This window comes from Streptomyces hygroscopicus, from assembly GCF_026168105.1.
Taxonomy (GTDB): Bacteria; Actinomycetota; Actinomycetes; order Streptomycetales; family Streptomycetaceae; genus Streptomyces; species Streptomyces hygroscopicus_D.
This window is the reverse complement of sequence record NZ_LBMW01000064.1, coordinates 1-19,661: the sequence shown is the minus strand read 5'-3', so window position 1 is coordinate 19,661 and position 19,661 is coordinate 1. Positions and strand designations below refer to the sequence as shown.

Genomic DNA, 19,661 nt, shown 5'->3' with positions numbered 1-19,661 from the left:
CGGCCGTTCGCGCCCGCGCGGCGGACCCGCCAATGTCACTGCCCCGCGCCCCTTTCGGGGCGCGTCAGCGTGCGGTGAGGATCCGTGGGCCCGTGTCCGTGATCGCCACCGTGTGTTCCGTATGGGCCGCGCGGGAGCCGTCGTTCGTACGGAGGGTCCAGCCGTCGGGGGCCGCGTGGTAGCCGTCGGCACCGCTGCCGATGAGCATGGGCTCGATGGCCAGCACCATGCCGTGGCGCAGCCGAAGGCCCCGGCCCGGGCGGCCCTCGTTGGGGACGGGCGGGTCCTCGTGCATACGGCGGCCCACGCCGTGTCCGCCGAAACCGTCCGGGATGCCGTACCCGGCGGACCGGCACACCGAACCGATCGCGTTCGCGATGTCCCCGATGCGGTTGCCCGGCACGGCCGCCCCGATGCCCGCAGCGAGCGCCCGCTCCGCGGTCTCGACCAGCCGCAGGTCCTCGGCGCGCGGCTCGCCCACGACGAAGCTGATCGCCGAGTCGCCGACCCAGCCGTCCAGTTCGGCACCGCAGTCGATGGAGACCAGGTCGCCGTCGCGCAGCCGGTGGCCGTCCGGGATGCCGTGCACGATGGCGTCGTTGACGGAGGCGCAGATGACCGACGGGAAGGGGGTCGGGGCGAAGGAGGGGTGGTAGCCGAGGAACGGTGACCGCGCGCCCGCGTCGCGCAGCACCTGGTGCGCCACCTCGTCCAGTTCGAGCAGGGAGACTCCCACGTCGGCGGCGTCCCGCACCGCGGTCAGGGCGCGGCCGACGACCTGGCCGGCTGCGTACATCGCGTCGATCGACGTGTCCGTCTTCAGTTCCATCATGCCAATTACTATACCGATCGGCGCCCATTACAATACCGGTCACGGGTTGCGGGTCCGCTGGGAGTCCCGTGCGGCCGGCCTTAGAATTGGGCGCATGGTGCGAACCCCGCTGACCCCCGAAGAGCGCGAACGCGGCGAGCGACTCGGGCGGTTGCTGCGCGAGTCGCGCGGTGGCCGCAGCATGGCCGAGGTGGCCGCGGGGGCCGGGATCTCCGCGGAGACCCTCCGCAAGATCGAGACCGGGCGTGCGCCGACCCCGGCCTTCTTCACCGTCGCCGCCCTGGCACGGGTGCTCGGCCTGTCCCTGGACGACCTCGTCGGACGGTGCCCGCTGGTCGCGGTGTGAGGGGGCGCGCACAGACGGTGGACTCTCCCGCGGAGCGCTCCGCGTCCCATCCGAAAACTCGCTGTAGCCCTCCCGTAACACGGCTGGTGTTTTCTACCGGACGGGAGGTCTCCACTCGGGCGGGAGCTGAGCGATGGCTGTGGATCAACTCCCGGCAGCAGTACGGGAGTTCGCAAGCTACCTGAAATGGCTGCTGGCGCGGCTCGACCAGGGCGGCGGCTGGTGCGGGGTGTTCTGGCAGCGCGATCCCGACGGTATGCGGGCCTGCCTGGACGGCCGGGAGGTGCCGCCCTGGGACGTGGTCGAGGCGCTCCTGCGGGACCTCGCCGCGGCCTACGGACCCGGCATCGCCGCCCGGGAGGCCGAGAAGGCGCGGACCCTGCACGGTGCGGCGCTCGCCGCGTACGACGCCCGGCCCGGAGGCCTGGACGCCCTCGGCGACCGGCTCGACGTGATGCTCCGCGAGAAGCGGTACGCGGCCGAGCGCACGGTGGAGCTGAAGCTCCAGCTGGAGGAGGCCGCCACCCGGGAGGAGGCCGAGCCGCTCCGCGTCGACCTGGCCTGGGCCCAGGACGACCACGGGCGCGCCGCGGCCCGCTGCGCGGAACTCCGCCGCCGTATGGAAGCCCTCGACCACCGCGCCCTGCGCCCGCACGCGCAGGGCACACCGGCTTTCCGGCCGCCTCGCGCGTCCGGCGACCCCCGGCAGGGGGCGGACGGCCGCCTCGATGCTCCACGGTCCGGTCCCCGGGCGGCCGATGGCCACACCGCGCCGCCGGCCGCGCTCGCCGAGGAGCCCGCCCGCGCCCCCGAATCTGCCGCCCGCGCCCCCGAACCTGCCGTCCGCGCCCACGAGGGCCCCGAAGCTCCTGACCGAGCCCACGACGCCCCCGCCCGCCCCCGTACCCAAGTCCACGACGCCCCAGCCCGGACCGCCGAATCCGCCACCCCCTCTCCCGAACCCCCCGCCAAGCAGCGTTCCAAGCGCCGCCCCCGCGGCAGTGCCCGGTTCGCCGGGGTGATGGACGTCCAGGACGTGCCCTCGGGCGGTGTACCCGTGACCGAGCCGGCGCCCGCTCCCGGCCGCAAGGGCCCCCGTGGCGCCCGGTTCGCCGGAGCCGCGGGCGAGGAGGCGGAAGCGGTGCCGAAGCCGCGCCGGGAGCCCCTCGACGAGGCGGACCGGCGGATCACCGCCGACACCGTCGCGACGCTCACCCGGCTGCGCGCCGAGGGCCGCAGCGGCGAGGCGCACGCCCTGCTCGTCGAGGCCGCCCACTGGCCCGCAGCCCGCTACCCCCTCCTCGCCGCCGAACTGCAGCGCGCGGGACTCGGCGCCGACTGGACCACCCTCCTGTGGGAGGCCGCCTCCCTGCCCGCCGACCGTCTGGTCGCCGCCTCGGACGCCCTCGCCGCGGCCGGCCGCCCCGGCGACGGCGAGCAGATGTTGCGCCAGGGCGTCGTCCGGCCGGCGGGCGAGATCGCCGAGGCCGTGCTGGGGCTGGACGCCGACGGCCGGCACCGCGAGGTCCGCGCCCTCCTCGACGCGTACGTACGTATCCGTACGCCGGAGGAGGCGGCCCGCAGCGCCGCGCCGGACCCGCGGCGTCTCGTGCCGCTGCTCCTCGAGGCGTCCCGGGGTGTCTCCGAGGAGCGGCACTGGGATCTCCTCCACGCCCTCCGGGTCGCCGGGTTCACCGCCTGAGCCCCCGCCGACAATCCGACCACTCGCCCACAGGGGTGCGAAACCCGATCGACTTCGCGGGTTGACGACGATGGTCTTGGCAAGGCCGTCCCGGGGGCTTACGTTCGACCCTCTACAACCTGTGTCTACGGGCGTAGAGGCTCTGACGTCCCCACCAGGACAACAGGCAAAGGAGCGGCACCATGGCCCACGTCGTACGCGCCGCACTGGTCCAGGCGACCTGGACCGGTGACACGGAATCCATGATCGCCAAACATGTGGAGCACGCCCGCGAGGCGGCCCGGCAGGGCGCGAAGGTGATCGGCTTCCAGGAGGTCTTCAACGCCCCCTACTTCTGCCAGGTCCAGGAGCCAGAGCACTACCGCTGGGCCGAGCCGGTCCCCGACGGCCCCACGGTCACCCGGATGCGGGAACTGGCGCGCGAGACCGGGATGGTGATCGTCGTCCCCGTCTTCGAGATCGAGCAGTCCGGGTTCTACTACAACACCGCCGCCGTGATCGACGCCGACGGCAGCTACCTCGGCAAGTACCGCAAGCACCACATCCCCCAGGTCAAGGGCTTCTGGGAGAAGTACTACTTCAAACCGGGCAACCTCGGCTGGCCCGTCTTCGACACGGCGGTCGGCAGGGTCGGCGTGTACATCTGCTACGACCGCCACTTCCCGGAGGGCTGGCGGCAACTCGGCCTCAACGGCGCCCAGCTGGTCTACAACCCGTCCGCCACCTCGCGCGGCCTGTCCGCCTACCTCTGGCAACTGGAACAGCCCGCGGCCGCCGTCGCCAACGAGTACTTCGTGGCCGCGATCAACCGCGTGGGCCGGGAGGAGTACGGCGACAACGACTTCTACGGAACGAGCTACTTCGTGGACCCCCGCGGGCAGTTCGTGGGGGACGCCGCCAGCGACAAGGAGGAGGAACTCGTCGTCCGCGACCTCGACTTCGACCTCATCGAAGAAGTGCGGCAGCAGTGGGCGTTCTACCGCGACCGCCGCCCCGACGCGTACGAAGGACTGGTGAAGCCGTGACCGACCTCCACGCCCGCCACAAGGCCGTCATGCCCGACTGGCTGGCCCTGTACTACAAGGACCCCCTCGAGATCACCCACGGCGAGGGCCGCCACGTCTGGGACGGTGACGGAAAGAAGTACCTGGACTTCTTCGGCGGGATCCTCACCACGATGACCGCGCACGCCTTGCCCGAGGTCGCCAAGGCGGTGACCGAGCAGGCCGGCCGGATCCTGCACTCCTCGACCCTCTACCTCAACCGGCCGATGGTCGAACTCGCCGAAAAAATCGCCCAGTTGAGCGGAATTCCGGACGCCCGCGTCTTCTTCACCACGTCCGGCACCGAGGCCAACGACACCGCGCTGCTGCTGGCGACGACGTACCGGCGCAGCAACCAGATCCTCGCGATGCGCAACAGCTACCACGGCCGCTCGTTCAGCGCGGTCGGCATCACCGGCAACCGCAGCTGGTCCCCGACCTCGCTGTCACCGCTGGGGACCCTGTACGTCCACGGAGGCGTCCGCACCCGGGGCCCCTACGCCCACCTGAGCGACGCCGAGTTCATCGCGGCCTGCGTCGAGGACCTGAAGGACCTCCTCGGGCACACCCGCCCACCCGCGGCCCTGATCGCCGAGCCCATCCAGGGCGTCGGAGGCTTCACCTCGCCGCCCGACGGCCTGTACGCCGCCTTCCGTGACGTGCTCCAGGAGCAGGGCATCCTCTGGATTGCCGACGAGGTGCAGACCGGCTGGGGCCGCACCGGCGACCACTTCTGGGGCTGGCAGGCACACGGCGCCTCGGGGCCGCCCGACATCCTCACCTTCGCCAAGGGCATCGGCAACGGCATGTCCATCGGCGGCGTCGTCGCCCGCGCCGAGATCATGAACTGCCTGGACGCCAACTCGATCTCCACGTTCGGCGGCACCCAGATCACCATGGCCGCCGGCCTCGCCAACCTCTCCTACCTGCTGGAGCACGACCTCCAGGGCAACGCCCGGCGCGTCGGCGGACCGCTCATCGAGCGGCTGCGGGCGGCGGGCGCACAGCTTCCGGGCGTCCGGGAGGTGCGCGGGCGCGGCCTGATGATCGGCGTCGAGCTGGTCAGGCCCGGCACCGACGAGGCCGATCCGCACGCGGCGGCCGCCGTGCTGGAGGCCGCCCGCGAGGCAGGGCTGCTGATCGGCAAGGGCGGCGGCCACAACACCAGCGTGCTGCGCATCGCCCCACCGCTCACGCTCACCGCCGCGGAGGCCGAGGAGGGCGCCGCGATCCTCGAGAGGGCCCTCAGGAGCGTCCAGTGACGGTCCGAACCTCGACAGCGCCGTCATGAGGTGTATTCCATAGGAACCTGAGCAAGGGAACGTCGCCATGACCAGCGCCCTGGAACCCGCCCTGTCGGTACGCCAGGTCCTCACCCTGGACCGGGTGCTCGCCGGAGAGCCCGAGGTGGTGGCCGGAGCCGGGCACCTCGACCGGCCGGTGCGCTGGGTGCACGTCGCCGAGGCCCCCGATGTCGGGGTGATGCTCAGCGGCGGCGAGATGGTCCTCACCACCGGGGTGCTGCTCGCCGGTGACGAGGACAAGCAGGCCGAGTACATCCGGTCCCTGCACCGTGCGGAGGCCGCGGCCGTCGTCCTCGGACTCGGCCGGGCCTTCCCCACGCCCCCGGCCGTGATGCGCCGTGCCGCCGAGCGCTGCGGGCTGCCCATGGTCGTGCTGCACCGGCCGTTCCCCTTCGCCGAACTGACCGAAGAGGTCCAGTCCCGGCTGGTGCGGCGGAAGTTCGCGGCCGTGAGCCTGTCGGAAGCCGTACGGACGGCCCTGACCGGGCTCATCACGGCGGGCGCCCCGCTCCAGCGGCTGCTCGGCGAGATCGCCGTGCACGCCGGCTGCCCCGTGGTCCTCACCAACCTCGCCCACCGTGTCCTCGCCACGGCGGGTGAGCGGTCCGCGGTCGACGACGTGCTGCGCGACTGGGAGCGCATCGCACGCCAGGCGGGCGGCAGCGAGGGCGACGGCTGGGTCCGTGCCGAGCTGGGCGGGCGCGGCGAGCGCTGGGGCCGGATCGTGCTCTGCGGCTACCGCGGCGACAGCCCCATCGGGCGCCTCCTGGCCGAGCGCGCCGCCGAGGCCCTCGTACTGCACCGCATGCTGGGCGGTGCGGCGCACTCCTGGGAGGAACAGTCCGCGCAGAGCCTGCTCACCGACCTCGTCTCCGGGGTCGTACCGGCCCGTCAGCTCCTTCCGCGGGCGCGCGCGGCCGGGCTGCCCGTCAACCGCCGCACTTTCGTGCCCCTCGTCGTGCGCGACGGCGAACCGGCCGCGCTCGACCGCGTGCTGCGCCTGCTGGGACTGCCCGGACTCGCCGCCGAACTGGCCGACGGGGCCACCGCGGTCCTGCTCAGCCTAGCCCGCGACCAGGACGCCCAGGCGCTCACCGCGCACTTCGCCGCCCGGCTGCGGACGGAGTCCGGGGCCTGCGGCACGGCCATCGCCGCGGCCGACCCGCGCACCGCCTGGGAGGACGTGCCCGCCGGGCTGCGCGAGGCCCAGCACGTCGCCGACGCCGTCGCCGACCATTCCACCGCGCTGGACCTTCCGGCCGTCGTACGCCTCAAGGACGTCCATCTGCGCGGTCTGGTCCGGCTGCTGCGCGACGACCCGCATGTCCAGTCCTTCGCCGAGCGGGAACTGGACGGGCTGCTGTGCGGGCGCGACGCCGAACATGACCTGCTCCCCGTGCTGCGGACCTATCTGGCCACCGGCCGCAACAAGTCCCGTACCGCCCAGCTCCACCACGTCAGCCGTCCCGCGCTCTACCGCAGGCTCGAGGCCATCGAGGCACGTCTCGGGGTCGACCTCGACGACTTCGAGCAGGCCGCCTCCGTGCACATCGCGCTGCTCGCGCACGACGCCCAACAAGGGTGAACGCCATGGAAAAGAGTGGGAAACCCACGCGTGCGGGACGGGTTGACACGGTGGAACGCCGGGCGCCCGCAGACGTGACACGGTGCAACTCAAACCGCTCCGCCGGACTTCCTAGGCTCGCCGCACACCGAGCGACCGGAGGTCCCGATGAGCAGAGTGATCCGTGCCGCCGTCTTCCAGACCGCCTGGACCGGCGACAAGGAATCGATGATCCAGGTCCACGAGCAGGCGGTGCGCGACGCGGCCGCGCAGGGTGCTCAAGTCCTGTGCTTCCAGGAGCTGTTCTACGGGCCGTACTTCTGCCAGGTCCAGGACCCGGCGTTCTACGAGTACGCCGAGCAGATCCCGGACGGCCCGATCGTCAAGCGCTTCCAGGCGCTGGCGAAGGAGCTGGGCATCGTGCTCGTGCTGCCCATGTACGAGGAGGAACAGCCCGGCGTCCTCTACAACACCGCCGCGGTGATCGACGCCGACGGCTCGTACCTCGGCAAGTACCGCAAGACCCACATTCCGCAGGTGAAGGGCTTCTGGGAGAAGTTCTACTTCCGCCCCGGCAACTCCGGCTGGCCCGTGTTCGACACCAAGGCCGGCATGATCGGCGTCTACATCTGCTACGACCGCCACTTCCCGGAGGGATGGCGGGCGCTCGGCCTGTCGGGCGCCGAGATCGTGTTCAACCCGTCGGCCACCTCGCGCGGTCTGTCCGCCTACCTGTGGCAGCTGGAGCAGCCTGCGGCGGCCGTGGCCAACGAGTACTTCGTCGGCGCGATCAACCGGGTGGGCGTCGAGGAGTACGGCGACAACGACTTCTACGGGACCTCGTACTTCGTGGACCCGGAGGCCCAGTTCGTCGGCGAGGTGGCGAGCGACAAGGAGCCCGAACTCGTCGTCCGCGACCTGGACATGGCCAAGCTGCGGGAGGTGCGCGACCGCTGGCAGTTCTACCGGGACCGGGCACCGGGCGCGTACCAGCCGCTGACTGCTCCGTAGCCGGGCCGGCGGATCACACCCGCGCCCCGCAAGGGGCGCGGGCCTGCGATCCGGCATGCGGCCCCGCCGCGTGTGCGCGACCAGCCACTGACAACCCGCACCGTCCGACCGCATCCCGGCGGAGCGTCAACGCAGGTAAGGGAGCAGAGGGAGCATGAGCAGCCGTACCGTCATCCGCGGTGGCCTCGTCATCACCGCATCCGACGAGATCCACGCCGACGTCCTGATCGAGGACGGCCGCATCGCCGCCCTCGCCGCGTCCGGCACCCCGGCCGCCGGGGCCTGGACGGCCGAACGCACCATCGACGCCACCGGCAAGTACGTGATCCCGGGCGGCGTCGACGCCCACACCCATATGGAGCTTCCGTTCGGCGGCACCTTCGCCTCCGACACGTTCGAGACCGGCACCCGCGCCGCCGCCTGGGGCGGAACGACGACGATCGTCGACTTCGCGGTGCAGAGCGTCGGCCACACGCTCCGCGAGGGCCTGGACGCCTGGCATGCCAAGGCCGAGGGCACCTGCGCCATCGACTACGGCTTCCACATGATCGTCTCCGATGTCAACCAGGAGACGCTGAAGGAGATGGACCTGCTGGTCGAGGAGGGCGTCACCTCCTTCAAGCAGTTCATGGCCTACCCAGGCGTCTTCTACAGCGACGACGGTCAGATCCTGCGCGCGATGCAGCGCTCCGCCGAGAACGGCGGCCTGATCATGATGCACGCCGAGAACGGCATCGCGATCGATGTCCTGGTCGAGCAGGCGCTGGCCCGCGGCGAGACCGATCCGCGCTACCACGGCGAGGTGCGCAGGGCCCTCCTGGAGGCCGAGGCCACCCACCGCGCCATCAAGCTGGCCCAGGTCGCGGGAGCGCCCCTGTATGTGGTGCACGTCTCGGCGCAGGAGGCGGTCGCCGAGCTGGCCAGGGCGCGCGACGAGGGGCTGAACGTCTTCGGCGAGACCTGCCCTCAATACCTCTTCCTGTCCACCGACAACCTCGCCGAGCCGGACTTCGAGGGCGCCAAGTACGTGTGCAGCACCCCGCTGCGGCCGAGGGAACACCAGGCGGCCCTGTGGAAGGGTCTGCGCACCAACGACCTCCAGGTGGTGTCCACCGACCACTGCCCCTTCTGCTTCGTGGGCCAGAAGGAGCTGGGCCGCGGCGACTTCTCCAAGATCCCCAACGGTCTGCCGGGCGTCGAGAACCGTATGGACCTGCTGCACCAGGCCGTCGTGGACGGGCACATCTCGCGCCGCCGCTGGATCGAGATCGCCTGCGCCACCCCGGCCCGGATGTTCGGCCTCTCCCCCCAGAAGGGCACGATCGCCCCGGGCGCGGACGCCGACGTCGTCATCTACGACCCGCACGCCGAGCAGGTCATGTCCGCCGAGACGCACCACATGAACGTCGACTACTCGGCCTACGAGGGCAAGCGCGTCACCGGCCGGGTCGAGACCGTCCTCTCGCGCGGCGAACCCGTCATCACCGAGCGGGAGTTCACCGGACGTGCGGGACACGGCGTCTACACACCCCGCTCCACCTGTCAGTACCTCAACTAGGAGTGGCGCTCATGGACTTCGGACTCGTCCTGCAGACGGACCCGCCGGCCTCGCGTGTCATCAGCCTGATGAAGCGCGCCGAACGCAACGGCTTCCGCTACGGCTGGACCTTCGACTCGGCCGTGCTGTGGCAGGAACCATTTGTGATCTACAGTCAGATTTTGGCGAACACACAGAAGCTGACGGTCGGTCCGATGGTGACGAACCCGGGCACCCGCACCTGGGAGGTCACGGCCTCGACGTTCGCCACCCTCAACGACATGTTCGGCAACCGCACGGTCTGCGGCATCGGGCGCGGCGACTCGGCGATGCGCGTCGCCGGCCGCAAGCCCAACACCCTGGCCCGGATCAGCGAGGCCATGAAGGTCATCCGGGCGCTGGCCCGTGGTGAGGAGGCCGACCTCGGCGGCACGGTGGTCAGGTTCCCGTGGATCAGGCCCGGCGCCGAACTCCCGGTCTGGATGGCCGCGTACGGCCCCAAGGCCCTGAAGATGACCGGCGAGGAGGCCGACGGCTTCATCCTCCAGCTCGCCGACCTGTATCTGACCGAATACATGGTCAAGGCGGTCAGGGACGCGGCCGTGGCCGTCGGACGCGCCCCGTCCGACGTCAAGATCTGCGTCGCCGCCCCGGCGTACGTCACCGAGGACGACTCGCCCAAGGCGCTGGCCCACGCCCGTGACCAGTGCCGCTGGTTCGGCGGCATGGTCGGCAACCACGTCGCCGACCTGGTCGCCAAGTACGGCGAGCACTCCGCCGCCGTCCCCGACGAACTCACCGACTACATCAAGGCCCGCGAGGGCTACGACTACGCCCACCATGGGCGCAGCGACAACCCCGACACCCAGTTCGTACCCGACGAGATCGTCGACCGGTTCTGCCTCATCGGCCCCGTCGAGAGGCACATCGAGAAACTCACCGCACTGCGCGAGTTGGGCGTCGACCAGTTCGCCGTGTACGACATGCACGACGCCCAGGAGGCCGTCATCGACGCGTACGGAACCCAGGTCATCCCGGCCATCAACGGCTAGTCCCCCGAGAGCCTTCGCCCCGTCCTCCCCGCTCGTCCCCTTCCCGCTCCGGGAAGGGGCCCAGGGCGCTCCGCGTTGATCCGTCCTCCGGCGGGTCCCCAAGGAGGCGTACCCCCCATCGGCGCCGCCCGCACGGCCTTTCCCAGCTCACCCCATGATGGGACTGCCCATGACCGACACCGCTCCCCCGGCCATACCGATGTCCGCCCAAGTCACCCTCCCCGACGGGCGCGTGGAGTTCGCCCCCGGCTCTCCGCCGCCGAGCGGTCCGTACGCCAACGAGGACCTGCTGCCGGTCCCCGTCAAGCGGCGCACCTGGACCACGTACAACTTCTGTGCGCTGTGGGTCGGCATGGCCCACAACACGGCCTCCTGGACCCTGGCCTCCGGTCTGATCGCGGTAGGCATGGACTGGAAGCAGGCGGTGTTCACCATCGCCCTGGCCAATGTGATCGTGCTGGTCCCGATGCTGCTCACCGGGCACGCGGGACCCAAGTACGGCATTCCCTTCCCGGTCTTCGCCCGCGCCTCCTTCGGTGTGCGCGGAGCCAATCTCCCGGCCGTCGTACGGGCGTTGGTGGCGTGCGGCTGGTTCGGCATCCAGACCTGGATCGGCGGCGAGGCGATCTACTTCCTCGCCGGGAAGCTCATCGGTGACAGCTGGGCCAACGCCGCCAAGGTGGGCGGCTACCCCTGGACCATGTGGCTGTCGTTCGGGATCTTCTGGGTGATCCAGGTCGCCATCATCTACCGGGGCATGGAGACGATCCGCCGCTTCGAGAACTGGGCGGCGCCCTTCGTGCTCGTCGGTGCCGTCGTGATGCTGGTGTGGATGAGCGGCAAGGCCGGCGGTCTCGGCCCGCTGTTCGGCCAGCCGTCGAAGCTGGGCTGGGGCCCCGGCTTCTGGAAGCTGTTCGCGCCCGCGCTCATGGGCATGATCGGCTTCTGGTCCACTCTGTCGCTGAACATCCCGGACTTCACCCGGTACGGCAAGAGCCAGAAGGCCCAGACGTGGGGCCAGGCGCTGGGCCTGCCGACCACGATGACCCTGTTCGCCTTCCTTTCGGTGCTGGTCACTTCGGGCTCGCAGGCCGTGTACGGCAAGCCGATCTGGGACCCGGTACAGCTGGCGGCCAAGACGGACAACGTGGCCGGGCTGCTCTACGCGCTGGTGACCGTGCTGGTGGCGACCCTGTCCGTGAATGTCGCGGCCAACCTCGTCTCGCCCGCGTTCGACTTCTCCAACCTCGCGCCGAGAAGAATCAGTTTCCGCACCGGCGCCCTCGCCACCTGTGTGCTGGGCGTACTGATCTCCCCGTGGAAGCTGTACTCCGACCCGCAGGGCTACATCTTCACCTGGCTCGGGCTGGTCGGCGGTCTGCTCGGCACGGTGGCGGGCATCCTCATCGCCGACTACTGGATCCTGCGCCGGGCCCGGCTGGACCTCGCCGACCTGTACCGGCGGGGCGGCCGCTACTGGTACGGGGGCGGCTGGAACTGGCGGGCCGTCGTGGCCTTCGCCGTCGGCGGCGTGCTGGCCGTAGGCGGAGCGGACTTCCACCCGCTGATCAGCGGCCGCCCCATCCCGGCCCTGTCGTCGCTCGCCGACTACGGCTGGGCGGTGGGCCTGGGTACGTCGCTGGTGCTGTACCTGGCGTTGATGCTGGCTCGCGGCCGGGAGACGATCACGGCCTGACCGCCCGGCGGGCGCGGAGGACGGTCAGTTCTTCTGGCCGTCCTTCAGCGTCGTCACCGCGTCCCTGGCGGCCTTGATGGCGCCCTTGTTGATCTCGTCCGTACCGGGTGCCTTCTTCGTCTCGAAGTTGCTGCCGTTGTACGTGACGACGACCAGCGCGTTGGACACACGGGCCAGCACCACACCCTCGCGGGTCTGCTGGTCGTCCTCGGTGGCGAGGTTCACGACGGAGTAGGCCGCGTCGCCGAGACCGGGAACCGCGCCTCCGCCGCTCTTCTCCGTGGTGCGCGCGGTGTAGGACTTCTGCGCCGCCGCGTCCGAGTCCATGATCTCGAAGGACACGTCGAGCCAGCGGTAGTCGTAGCCCTTGAGCGCGTTCCACGAGCAGGTGCGGCGCACCTTGGTGTCCGTCGAGGGGATCTCCTTCCCGTCCGTCTTGGCGCCCGGTACCAGGGAGTTGATGGTCTGGGCGGTCACGCTGGTGCACGGCAAGGGGGAGGAGGAGTACGTCTTGGTCGCCGCCGCGCCCGAGGGATCGGAGGCCGAAGGGGTGTTCTGGGCGGCCTGCTTCTGCTGGGCCGGTTTGTGCTCGGCGGTCGGCGTCGCGGACAACGGACCGGACGACAGCGCCCAGCCCGCCGTGGCGAGCACGGCGACCGGCGCCAGACGCGCGCTGAGGGCGAGCGGCAGAGGAAGAGAACGCACGATGCACTTCTCGTGGGGGACGGTGCGGAGGGAGTCCGCGCTGCGGACGGGACGCCAGTGTCACATGACTCGCTGTGAGGCGGAAGTGTCAACTCGCTCCGTGGCCGTACGGTGACAGCCGTTCACGGCGTACGCCGACCCGTCCTGTTGCCCCTCACCATGATGTGCCCCCTTTGCCGTATCGCGGCCTTATGTCGTGATGTGGCCCCCGGTTTCCTCACATGAGCGGCACCGCGTAAGCCAGTAAGAATCCGGCTATTAGCGGGTGCGGCCCATAACCCGGGCATTCAGGGATGAAAAGGACTGTGGGGCGACGACCCCGGGTTTCAGGCCGCCGACCTGGGCTCGGCCCCCGGGTCACTGCGTAGTGTCACGTGGCTCCTGGCTGCCCGCGCTCGCCTGCCCATCACGGTTGGGCAGCACGATGCGGGCCGTCCCGCCCTCGAGGTCGATCCTGCTGTGCGGCGGGGCGCCGTCACCCTCGTCGTCCCGCAGCATCATCAGGCTCTGCCGGTGTTCCAGCTCCGCCTGCTTCGAGCCGTTGACGACCGTTGTGAAGTCGTCGAAAGCGGCGGCGGACAGGGTCCGGCCGGTCCGCCTTCTCAACCTGGGTATCAGCCCGAGTCCGGTGAACCAGTTGAAGGCGCATTCGGTGACGGCGAGAGCGATCAAGGCACAGATGAAAACGGGGAATGATGCCGCAAAGATCGTTTCCACGGCATGGTCCTTTCTCGATGACGCCCTGACGGGGCCGGTCGGCACGGAGTCCGCAAGCTGCCCGGCCCTCCCGGCCGCAACGACGGCAATTCTCGCCGGGCCGTGTCAGGCGGGCAACCATGATCGGCCGACGGCCCGGACGGCTCAGGGACGGCTGGGGGCCGGGCCCTGGTGCAGCACGTCGTGGCCGTAGATGTCGGCCACCCAGGTGCTCTGATAGATGGAGTCCAGATAGCGCTCTCCCAGATCCGGAGAGATCGCCACGGCGGTGACCTCGTCCTTCAACCCACGCTCGGCAAGCCAGGCAGTCGCGCCCGCGACGACCGTGCCGGTGGAACCACCGAACAGGAAGCCCCCGGCAGCCAGCCGGTGACACGTACGGACCGTCTCCGGCTCCGGCACATGCACCACGTCGTCCACATAGGACATGTCCAGCAGGTGCGGCCGCACCCCGGAGCCCAGACCGGGAATCATCCTGGGGGCCGGAGCCCCTCCGAAGGCGACCGAACCCACCGAGTCGACGGCCACGACGGTGGCCGGGTGTCCCGCGTCCCTGAAGTAGCGCGCGCAGCCCATGAGCGTTCCGGCAGTGCCCGCTCCCACGAACAGCACGTCCAGATCCGGGAACTGTGCGGCGATGGCCGGGGCCGTGGTGTTGTAGTGCGCTCCCCAGTTGTTCGCGTTCCGGTACTGGTTGAGCCAGACGTAGCGGTCGTCGAACTGGCAGAGCCTGCGTACGTACTCGAGCCGGGCGCCGAGGAAGCCGCCCTGCGCGTCCGGCTCCGTCACCGTGTGCACCTGCGCGCCCATGGACTCCATGAGGCGCCGCGTGGCGAGATTGCAGCGCGTGTCCGTCACGCACAGGAACCGGTAGCCCTTGCCGGCCGCGATGGTGCTCAGCGCCACGCCGAGGTTTCCCGAGGACGACTCCACCAGCACGGAGTCCTCCGTGAGCAGCCCTCGGCGCTCGGCGTCGGCCACCATGGCCGCGGCCGCCTTCAGCTTGATCGACCCGGCGAAGTTGAAGCCCTCGCACTTCAGATACAGGGGGAGGCTGAGGGCCGACCGCAGGTCCACATAGACGTCGTCGGCGTGGAACTCCTCCGGCGCACAGATCACGGGCACAGTGAATAACCTCGTTTCAGGGACGTTCGCCGGAGACGTTGCCGCGCCCGTAGCGTTCTACCTCGTAGAAGAAGTCGTCGACTACGGCCAGTTCACCGCCGTCGCGGACCTTGTCGTACACGTATTTGCCGACCGCAAGATCCAGCACCCCGAGGCCGAAGGGCGAGAAGACGACGGGACGGTCGGTCGGCACCGCCACGCGTCCCGTGAGGACGTCGTAGAGCGTTCCGTCGATGAAGTCGCGGTTTCCGGTGGCCTGTTCGGTCAGGTGCGGGGAGGTGTCGGCCTTCAGACAGTGCTCGATGTCGTCCAGAAAGTTGGCGGAGGCGAGCAGAACCTCAGGGGCAAGGTCGCGCAGCGAGACGTTGAGCACCACGGGCTTGTGCGCGAACCAGTCGGGATCCGTGACGTGGGGGGTGGCGGCGACGGTCGCGAAGACGACCAGGTCGCTCGAGCGGATCAGGTCCTCGGCCCGCTCGTGCACCGTCACGCTGCCGTGCGCGCCGGAGCGCGCCAGGTAGTCGCGGTAGCCGTTGGCGTGTTCGACGGACAGGTCGTGTATGCCCACTTCGTCGAACGTCCAGCCGGTACCCGTGAGATAGGTGTGGATGTAACGGGCGATCAGACCGGTGCCGATGAAGCCGACCCTGCGCGGGCGTTCCGGCCGTGCGCGGGTGAGCCGGTCGGCGGCAAGTGCCGCCGAGGCCGCGGTGCGGGCGGCGCTGATGATGGAACTCTCCAGACAGGCCAGCGGGTACCCGGTCGCCTGGTCGTTGAGGAGCAGTACCGCCGAGGCGCGCGGAATTCCGGCGGCCACGTTGTCCGGGAAGCTGGAGATCCACTTCAGCCCGTCGACCTGGGTTTCACCGCCGATCGAGGCGGGCAACGCGATGATCCGGGAATTGGGCCGGTCGGGGAAGCGCAGGAAGTAGGACGGCGGGTTCACGGTCTGGGCCGCGCCGTGCGCGCGGTAGGCAGACTCCACCAGTTCGACGGTGTGCTTCTCGTTCCCTGACAGCATTCGGTGCACCTGGGCACCGGAGATCACGGCGAATGGCGGTACCTGAGCCTTTGGGGTCACTTCTTGGTTCCCTTACGGTGTGGCGGACGGGCGTTGCGGGGACCTGTACCTACGATCCGGCGGACTGCCGGGAACGAGCCGGCCGGCTCGGCGGAGCGGCAGGATCGGTGCGGGCGGCAGGATCGGTGCGGGCGGGAGGATCGGTGCGGGCGGGGGAGGAAGAAGCCGGCACGAGCGGTGCCGGCCCGTCCATGGCGAGCTCGCTCGACGAGGCCGGGCAGAGCCAGTGCAGGGCGGGCCCGGTCAGCGCGGTCGTCACCACCGCCATCACCACCAGGCTCGAATACAAAGCGCCGTCCAGCAGGCCGAGTTGGCGGCCGATTCCGAGGATCACCAGCTCGGTCAGCCCCCGGGTGTTCAGCAGCGTGCCCAGCACCGCCGCGCGCCGGCTGTCCAGGCCCTGCAGACGAGCCCCGGCGAAGGCACCGAGGAACTTGCCGGAAACGGCCACGACGATGATGACCAGCAGATTGCCGACGGCTCGCGCGTCCATCCCGGACAGGTCCACCGAGAGGCCCGCCAGCACGAAGTACACGGGCAGCAGGTGCGTGCTGACCGGTTCAAGCTGTCGGTTCAGGTCCACGCGCAGTGCATCGCCCGAACCACGGGGCATGACAGCGCCGAGGAGAAAGGCACCGAAGATGTAGTGCAGGCCGATCCACTCGGTGAACGCGGCCGACGCCAGCAGCCCGGACAGCGCCACCACGAGCACGTCCTTCGCCGGTCCGTCGGGGCCCACCGCGCGTCGGCCCGTGAACCACCTGCGCAGCAGCGGGCGAACCACCGTGATCATCAGAAGCACATAGGGCACCAGCAACAGCGTTCTCACCCGGAAGCCGTCCCCGGTCGCGAAGGCGACGACTACGGCCAGCAGCCCCCATGCGAGCACATCGCAGGCCGCGGCGCTGCTGAGCGCGATGCCGCCGAGAGTGGTACGGCCCAGTCCGCGAGCGGTGAGGATATGCGCCAGCACCGGGAACGCGGTGACGGACATCGCGACGGCCATGAACATCACGAAGGCGGCGTCCGCGCCGCCGGGGCGGCCCCGGGCCAGCAGACAGCCCAGTGCCGCCCCCAGTACCAGAGGCAGCACCATCGCACCCACGGTCACGCTGGTGGCGAGACGGGCCATGCCGCGCAGCAGCCGCCCGTCGAGTTCCAGCCCGACCAGGAACATGAACGTGGCCACGCCCACCACGGCCAGCACGTTGAGCAACGGCCTGACGTCCGGCGGGAAGAGTGTCCGCGGGAGCTGATGGCCGAGCAGGGTGGGGCCGAGGAGAATCCCGGCGAGGATCTCCCCGACCACCGGCGGCTGCCCGATCCGGCGCGCAAGTGCGCCGCTCGCCCGCGCCAGACCGACGATCAGCGCCAGATCCAACAGCAGGATCGTCATTCCGTCGCCACTCGCCCCTGTTCGACGGAGCCGGCGACCTGGCCGGGGAAAGCCCAGCGAAGACCGTCGGCGGACGGCACCATACCGTCCTCGAACATCGGGTCCTCCTCGTCGAGCCAGCCGGCGAACATGGCGGCGGCCTGGACCTGGACCCCCTGTTCCATCACATTGCCCATGACCTCCGACTGGTACAGCGGCGTCGCGTCGTCCGTCCCCGAACGGTTCACGGCGGAGACCGAGTCCTCCAGTTCCCGCGAGGTCTCCAGGAACTTCGTGCGGGCCGACTCGGCGGAGACGAACGAGGCGTCCTGAGAGGACACACCGCCCACCAGCTCGACGAAGGCGGCCAGTTCGGAGTCGGAGGCGTTGGTGACCTTCTTGGCCTGCCAGTAGTACGACTTGTCGTCCACGTTCATGTCGTAGAACGACATCAGGAACTCGTAGAACAGCCCGTACTCGTGGCGGTAGCGCGCCTCGAACTCCGTGAAGCTGCGCTCCTCGTCGACCTCGCCCGCCAGCACGCTGTTGATGGAGCGGGCAGCCAACAGGGCACTGTAGGTGGCCAGATGAACGCCGGAGGAGAAGACCGGGTCGACGAAGCAGGCCGCGTCACCGACGAGGACCATGCCACTGCGCCAGAACCGGCTGTTCAGGTAGGAGTAGTCCTTGCGGACCCTGACCTGCCCGTAGGGGCCCTCGGTGACCCGCGGAACTCCGTCCAGCATCCTGCGGATGCGCGGGGACCTCTGGATCATCCGCAACAGCGCCTGCTCCGGGTCGCCCTGGATGCCGGCCGCCGACTCGCGGTTGATCACCGCGCCCACGCTGGTCAGCTTGTCGGCCAGCGGAATGTACCAGAACCAGCCCTCGTCGAACGCCTCGCAGAAGATGTTGCCGCGCTTGGGTTCGGGAAACCGCCCGCCGCCCTCGAAGTACCCGAATATCGCCACGTTCTGGAAGAACTCGGAGTACGTGCGCTCCGAATGGGCCCCCCGGAAGATCCGGCTCTTGTTTCCCGTCGCGTCGACGACGTACTTCGCCCGAACCTCGCGCCGGATGCCCTCGGCGTCTGTGTAGCGCAGGCCCGCCACCCGGTCGCCCTCATCGACCACCTCGAGCACCGTGCACTGCTCCCGGACGTCCACCCCCACCTTGCGGGCGTGTTTGAGCAGGATGTCGTCGAACTTCATCCGCTCGACCTGGTACGCGTGCGAGGTCGGCCCCGCCATCAGCGGAGAGAAGGCGAAGGAGAACGACCACGGCTCCGGGTCGGAACCCCACCGGAAGGTACCGCCCAGCTTCCTCACGAACCCGGCGTCGTGCACCTCGTCCGCAACGCCCAGCAGTCTGCAGATGCCGTGCACCGTCGACGGGAGCAGGGACTCGCCGATCTGGTAGCGGGGAAAGGACTCCTTCTCCAGCAGAAGAACGCTGTGTCCCTGCTTGGCGACGAAGGCCGCGGTGGTGGAGCCGCTGGGGCCACCGCCTGCCACGACGACGTCGAACTCTTCCGTGGTCATCGACATCTGTTGTTCGCTCCTTCTGCGCTCATCGGCATTCCGCTGATCAAGAGTGGTTCCGTGCGGCTCAACGCCGTTTCTCCTCAAGCCCTGCCAGCTCCTTCTCGACCATCGGGCCGATCTCGCCCAACGGGCCGGGTTCCAGCATCTGTTCGTGCATGCACTCGACACTGCGGACGTCGATCCGCCCCTCGGTCCACGGCTCCCACTGCCGCGCGAAGTCGGGGCTCTCCGGATGGCTGAGCGTCGCCGTGAAGAACAGCAGGTCCACATCGGTGCGCTTGCCTCGCTGCTCCCTGAGCAGCACGGCCTGCCGCTCGTAGACCAGCCCCAGCGCCTCCAGGCCCCGCTCGTCGAGGCTGGACAGCGGGTGACCGCGCTCCTTGAGGAAGGCGCGGACACGAGGAATGTCGAGCGGTGCGTCCTCGTCAGGACCGAGGTCGAAGCCCATGGACGCGAGCAGCGGAGCGAAGGCGTCGCGCATGGTCTGGGCCTTCTCGGTTTCGTCTCCCGGCGGGTACGTGTCCAGGAGCGCCAGCAGCGCCACCTCCTCGCCGGCGTCGCGCAGTTGGGCGGCCATCTCCTGCGCCGTGCAGCCTCCGGAGGACCATCCCAGGAGGTGGTAAGGCCCCGACGGCTGGACCGCGCGGATCTGCTCGATGTAGTCCGCCGCCATCTCTTCGATGGAGGCGGGGAACTCCTCGGGCCGCGCGATACCGCGTGCCTGCAGCCCGTAGACCGGCTGGTCCTTGCTCAGATGCGGCAGCAGGCCGGCGTACGCCCAGCTCAGACCGGTCGCGGGGTGCATGCAGAACAACGGGGGCCGGGTGCCTCCGGTACGCAGCGGCAGCAGAACACCCAGAGCCGCCAGGGAGTCACCGATCCCGAGCCGCTCCGCCAGTTCCGCGACGGTCGGCGCGCTGAACACATCGGCGACCGGCAGTTCGATCCCCAGCATCTCCTCGACCCGGGTCGCCAGGCGCATGGCCAGGAGTGAGTGGCCTCCGAGGTCGAAGAAGTTGTCGTCGAT

The 19,661-nt window shown here is 70.0% G+C and carries 17 protein-coding genes; 9 read left to right on the top strand and 8 right to left on the bottom strand.

The window, feature by feature from the left end; genetic code table 11:
• Positions 1-64: 64 nt before the first annotated feature.
• The gene (gene map, locus AAW14_RS35360; RefSeq protein WP_265568552.1) at positions 65-832 is read right to left on the bottom strand and encodes a type I methionyl aminopeptidase; all 768 of its coding nucleotides are present in this window, start codon (positions 830-832) and stop codon (positions 65-67) included.
• A 94-nt stretch (positions 833-926) separates the two neighbouring features.
• Here map and AAW14_RS35355 point away from each other — a divergent pair, with 94 nt between their 5' ends.
• The 9 genes from AAW14_RS35355 (at position 927) to AAW14_RS35315 (ending at position 12,087) form a co-directional block, all read left to right on the top strand.
• Positions 927-1,178: a helix-turn-helix domain-containing protein gene (locus AAW14_RS35355; protein ID WP_265568551.1), complete on the top strand. Its 252-nt coding sequence runs from the start codon at positions 927-929 to the stop codon at positions 1,176-1,178.
• A gap of 133 nt (positions 1,179-1,311) precedes the next feature.
• Positions 1,312-2,880, top strand: a complete 1,569-nt coding sequence (locus AAW14_RS35350) for a hypothetical protein (RefSeq protein ID WP_265568550.1) — start codon at positions 1,312-1,314, stop codon at positions 2,878-2,880.
• 182 nt (positions 2,881-3,062) lie between these two features.
• On the top strand, positions 3,063-3,905 hold the full coding sequence (locus AAW14_RS35345; protein ID WP_265568549.1) for a nitrilase-related carbon-nitrogen hydrolase: 843 nt from the start codon (positions 3,063-3,065) through the stop codon (positions 3,903-3,905).
• Positions 3,902-5,185, top strand: a complete 1,284-nt coding sequence (locus AAW14_RS35340; protein ID WP_265568548.1) for an aspartate aminotransferase family protein — start codon at positions 3,902-3,904, stop codon at positions 5,183-5,185. Before AAW14_RS35345 ends, AAW14_RS35340 begins: the two co-directional genes overlap by 4 nt.
• Positions 5,186-5,252: 67 nt before the next feature.
• Positions 5,253-6,812: a PucR family transcriptional regulator gene (locus AAW14_RS35335; RefSeq protein WP_265568547.1), complete on the top strand. Its 1,560-nt coding sequence runs from the start codon at positions 5,253-5,255 to the stop codon at positions 6,810-6,812.
• 147 nt (positions 6,813-6,959) lie between these two features.
• Positions 6,960-7,802, top strand: a complete 843-nt coding sequence (locus AAW14_RS35330) for a nitrilase-related carbon-nitrogen hydrolase (protein ID WP_265568546.1) — start codon at positions 6,960-6,962, stop codon at positions 7,800-7,802.
• Between the two features lie 154 nt (positions 7,803-7,956).
• Entirely contained in the window at positions 7,957-9,360 is a 1,404-nt protein-coding gene (hydA, locus tag AAW14_RS35325) for a dihydropyrimidinase (protein WP_265568545.1), read from the top strand.
• 11 nt (positions 9,361-9,371) lie between these two features.
• Positions 9,372-10,391 carry a TIGR03842 family LLM class F420-dependent oxidoreductase gene (locus tag AAW14_RS35320; RefSeq protein ID WP_265568544.1) on the top strand — a complete coding sequence of 340 codons (1,020 nt, stop codon included), beginning with the start codon at positions 9,372-9,374 and terminating at the stop codon, positions 10,389-10,391.
• 169 nt (positions 10,392-10,560) lie between these two features.
• Positions 10,561-12,087 (top strand): NCS1 family nucleobase:cation symporter-1, encoded by a 1,527-nt coding sequence (locus tag AAW14_RS35315; protein WP_265568543.1) that lies wholly within the window; start codon positions 10,561-10,563, stop codon positions 12,085-12,087.
• Between the two features lie 24 nt (positions 12,088-12,111).
• Here AAW14_RS35315 and AAW14_RS35310 read toward each other — a convergent pair whose 3' ends face one another.
• The 7 genes from AAW14_RS35310 to AAW14_RS35280 form a co-directional block, all read right to left on the bottom strand.
• The gene (locus AAW14_RS35310; RefSeq protein WP_265568542.1) at positions 12,112-12,792 is read right to left on the bottom strand and encodes a hypothetical protein; all 681 of its coding nucleotides are present in this window, start codon (positions 12,790-12,792) and stop codon (positions 12,112-12,114) included.
• Positions 12,793-13,149: 357 nt separating this feature from the next.
• Entirely contained in the window at positions 13,150-13,464 is a 315-nt protein-coding gene (locus AAW14_RS35305) for a DUF6191 domain-containing protein (protein WP_265568541.1), read from the bottom strand.
• Positions 13,465-13,653: 189 nt separating this feature from the next.
• Positions 13,654-14,634: a 2,3-diaminopropionate biosynthesis protein SbnA gene (gene sbnA / locus AAW14_RS35300; RefSeq protein ID WP_265568540.1), complete on the bottom strand. Its 981-nt coding sequence runs from the start codon at positions 14,632-14,634 to the stop codon at positions 13,654-13,656.
• 16 nt (positions 14,635-14,650) lie between these two features.
• Entirely contained in the window at positions 14,651-15,715 is a 1,065-nt protein-coding gene (sbnB, locus tag AAW14_RS35295) for a 2,3-diaminopropionate biosynthesis protein SbnB (protein WP_265568539.1), read from the bottom strand.
• A 49-nt stretch (positions 15,716-15,764) separates the two neighbouring features.
• Positions 15,765-17,111 carry a cation:proton antiporter gene (locus AAW14_RS35290; RefSeq protein ID WP_265568538.1) on the bottom strand — a complete coding sequence of 449 codons (1,347 nt, stop codon included), beginning with the start codon at positions 17,109-17,111 and terminating at the stop codon, positions 15,765-15,767.
• Entirely contained in the window at positions 17,108-18,637 is a 1,530-nt protein-coding gene (locus tag AAW14_RS35285) for a tryptophan 7-halogenase (RefSeq protein WP_265568537.1), read from the bottom strand. The genes AAW14_RS35290 and AAW14_RS35285 overlap by 4 nt, the downstream gene beginning before the upstream one ends.
• 61 nt (positions 18,638-18,698) lie before the next feature.
• A partial coding sequence (locus AAW14_RS35280; protein WP_265568536.1) for an alpha/beta fold hydrolase occupies positions 18,699-19,661 on the bottom strand: 963 nt, incomplete at its 5' end.

What these genes read in the sequence shown, in the direction of transcription:
- AAW14_RS35355 (WP_265568551.1), top strand. Translation starts at nt 927, where the DNA reads ATGGTGCGAACCCCGCTGACCCCCGAAGAGCGCGAACGCGGCGAGCGA.
- AAW14_RS35345 (WP_265568549.1), top strand. Translation starts at nt 3,063, where the DNA reads ATGGCCCACGTCGTACGCGCCGCACTGGTCCAGGCGACCTGGACCGGT.
- AAW14_RS35350 (WP_265568550.1), top strand. Translation starts at nt 1,312, where the DNA reads ATGGCTGTGGATCAACTCCCGGCAGCAGTACGGGAGTTCGCAAGCTAC.
- hydA (WP_265568545.1), top strand. Translation starts at nt 7,957, where the DNA reads ATGAGCAGCCGTACCGTCATCCGCGGTGGCCTCGTCATCACCGCATCC.
- AAW14_RS35315 (WP_265568543.1), top strand. Translation starts at nt 10,561, where the DNA reads ATGACCGACACCGCTCCCCCGGCCATACCGATGTCCGCCCAAGTCACC.
- AAW14_RS35335 (WP_265568547.1), top strand. Translation starts at nt 5,253, where the DNA reads ATGACCAGCGCCCTGGAACCCGCCCTGTCGGTACGCCAGGTCCTCACC.
- AAW14_RS35320 (WP_265568544.1), top strand. Translation starts at nt 9,372, where the DNA reads ATGGACTTCGGACTCGTCCTGCAGACGGACCCGCCGGCCTCGCGTGTC.
- map (WP_265568552.1), bottom strand. Translation starts at nt 832, where the DNA reads ATGATGGAACTGAAGACGGACACGTCGATCGACGCGATGTACGCAGCC.
- AAW14_RS35290 (WP_265568538.1), bottom strand. Translation starts at nt 17,111, where the DNA reads ATGACGATCCTGCTGTTGGATCTGGCGCTGATCGTCGGTCTGGCGCGG.
- AAW14_RS35330 (WP_265568546.1), top strand. Translation starts at nt 6,960, where the DNA reads ATGAGCAGAGTGATCCGTGCCGCCGTCTTCCAGACCGCCTGGACCGGC.
- AAW14_RS35285 (WP_265568537.1), bottom strand. Translation starts at nt 18,637, where the DNA reads ATGTCGATGACCACGGAAGAGTTCGACGTCGTCGTGGCAGGCGGTGGC.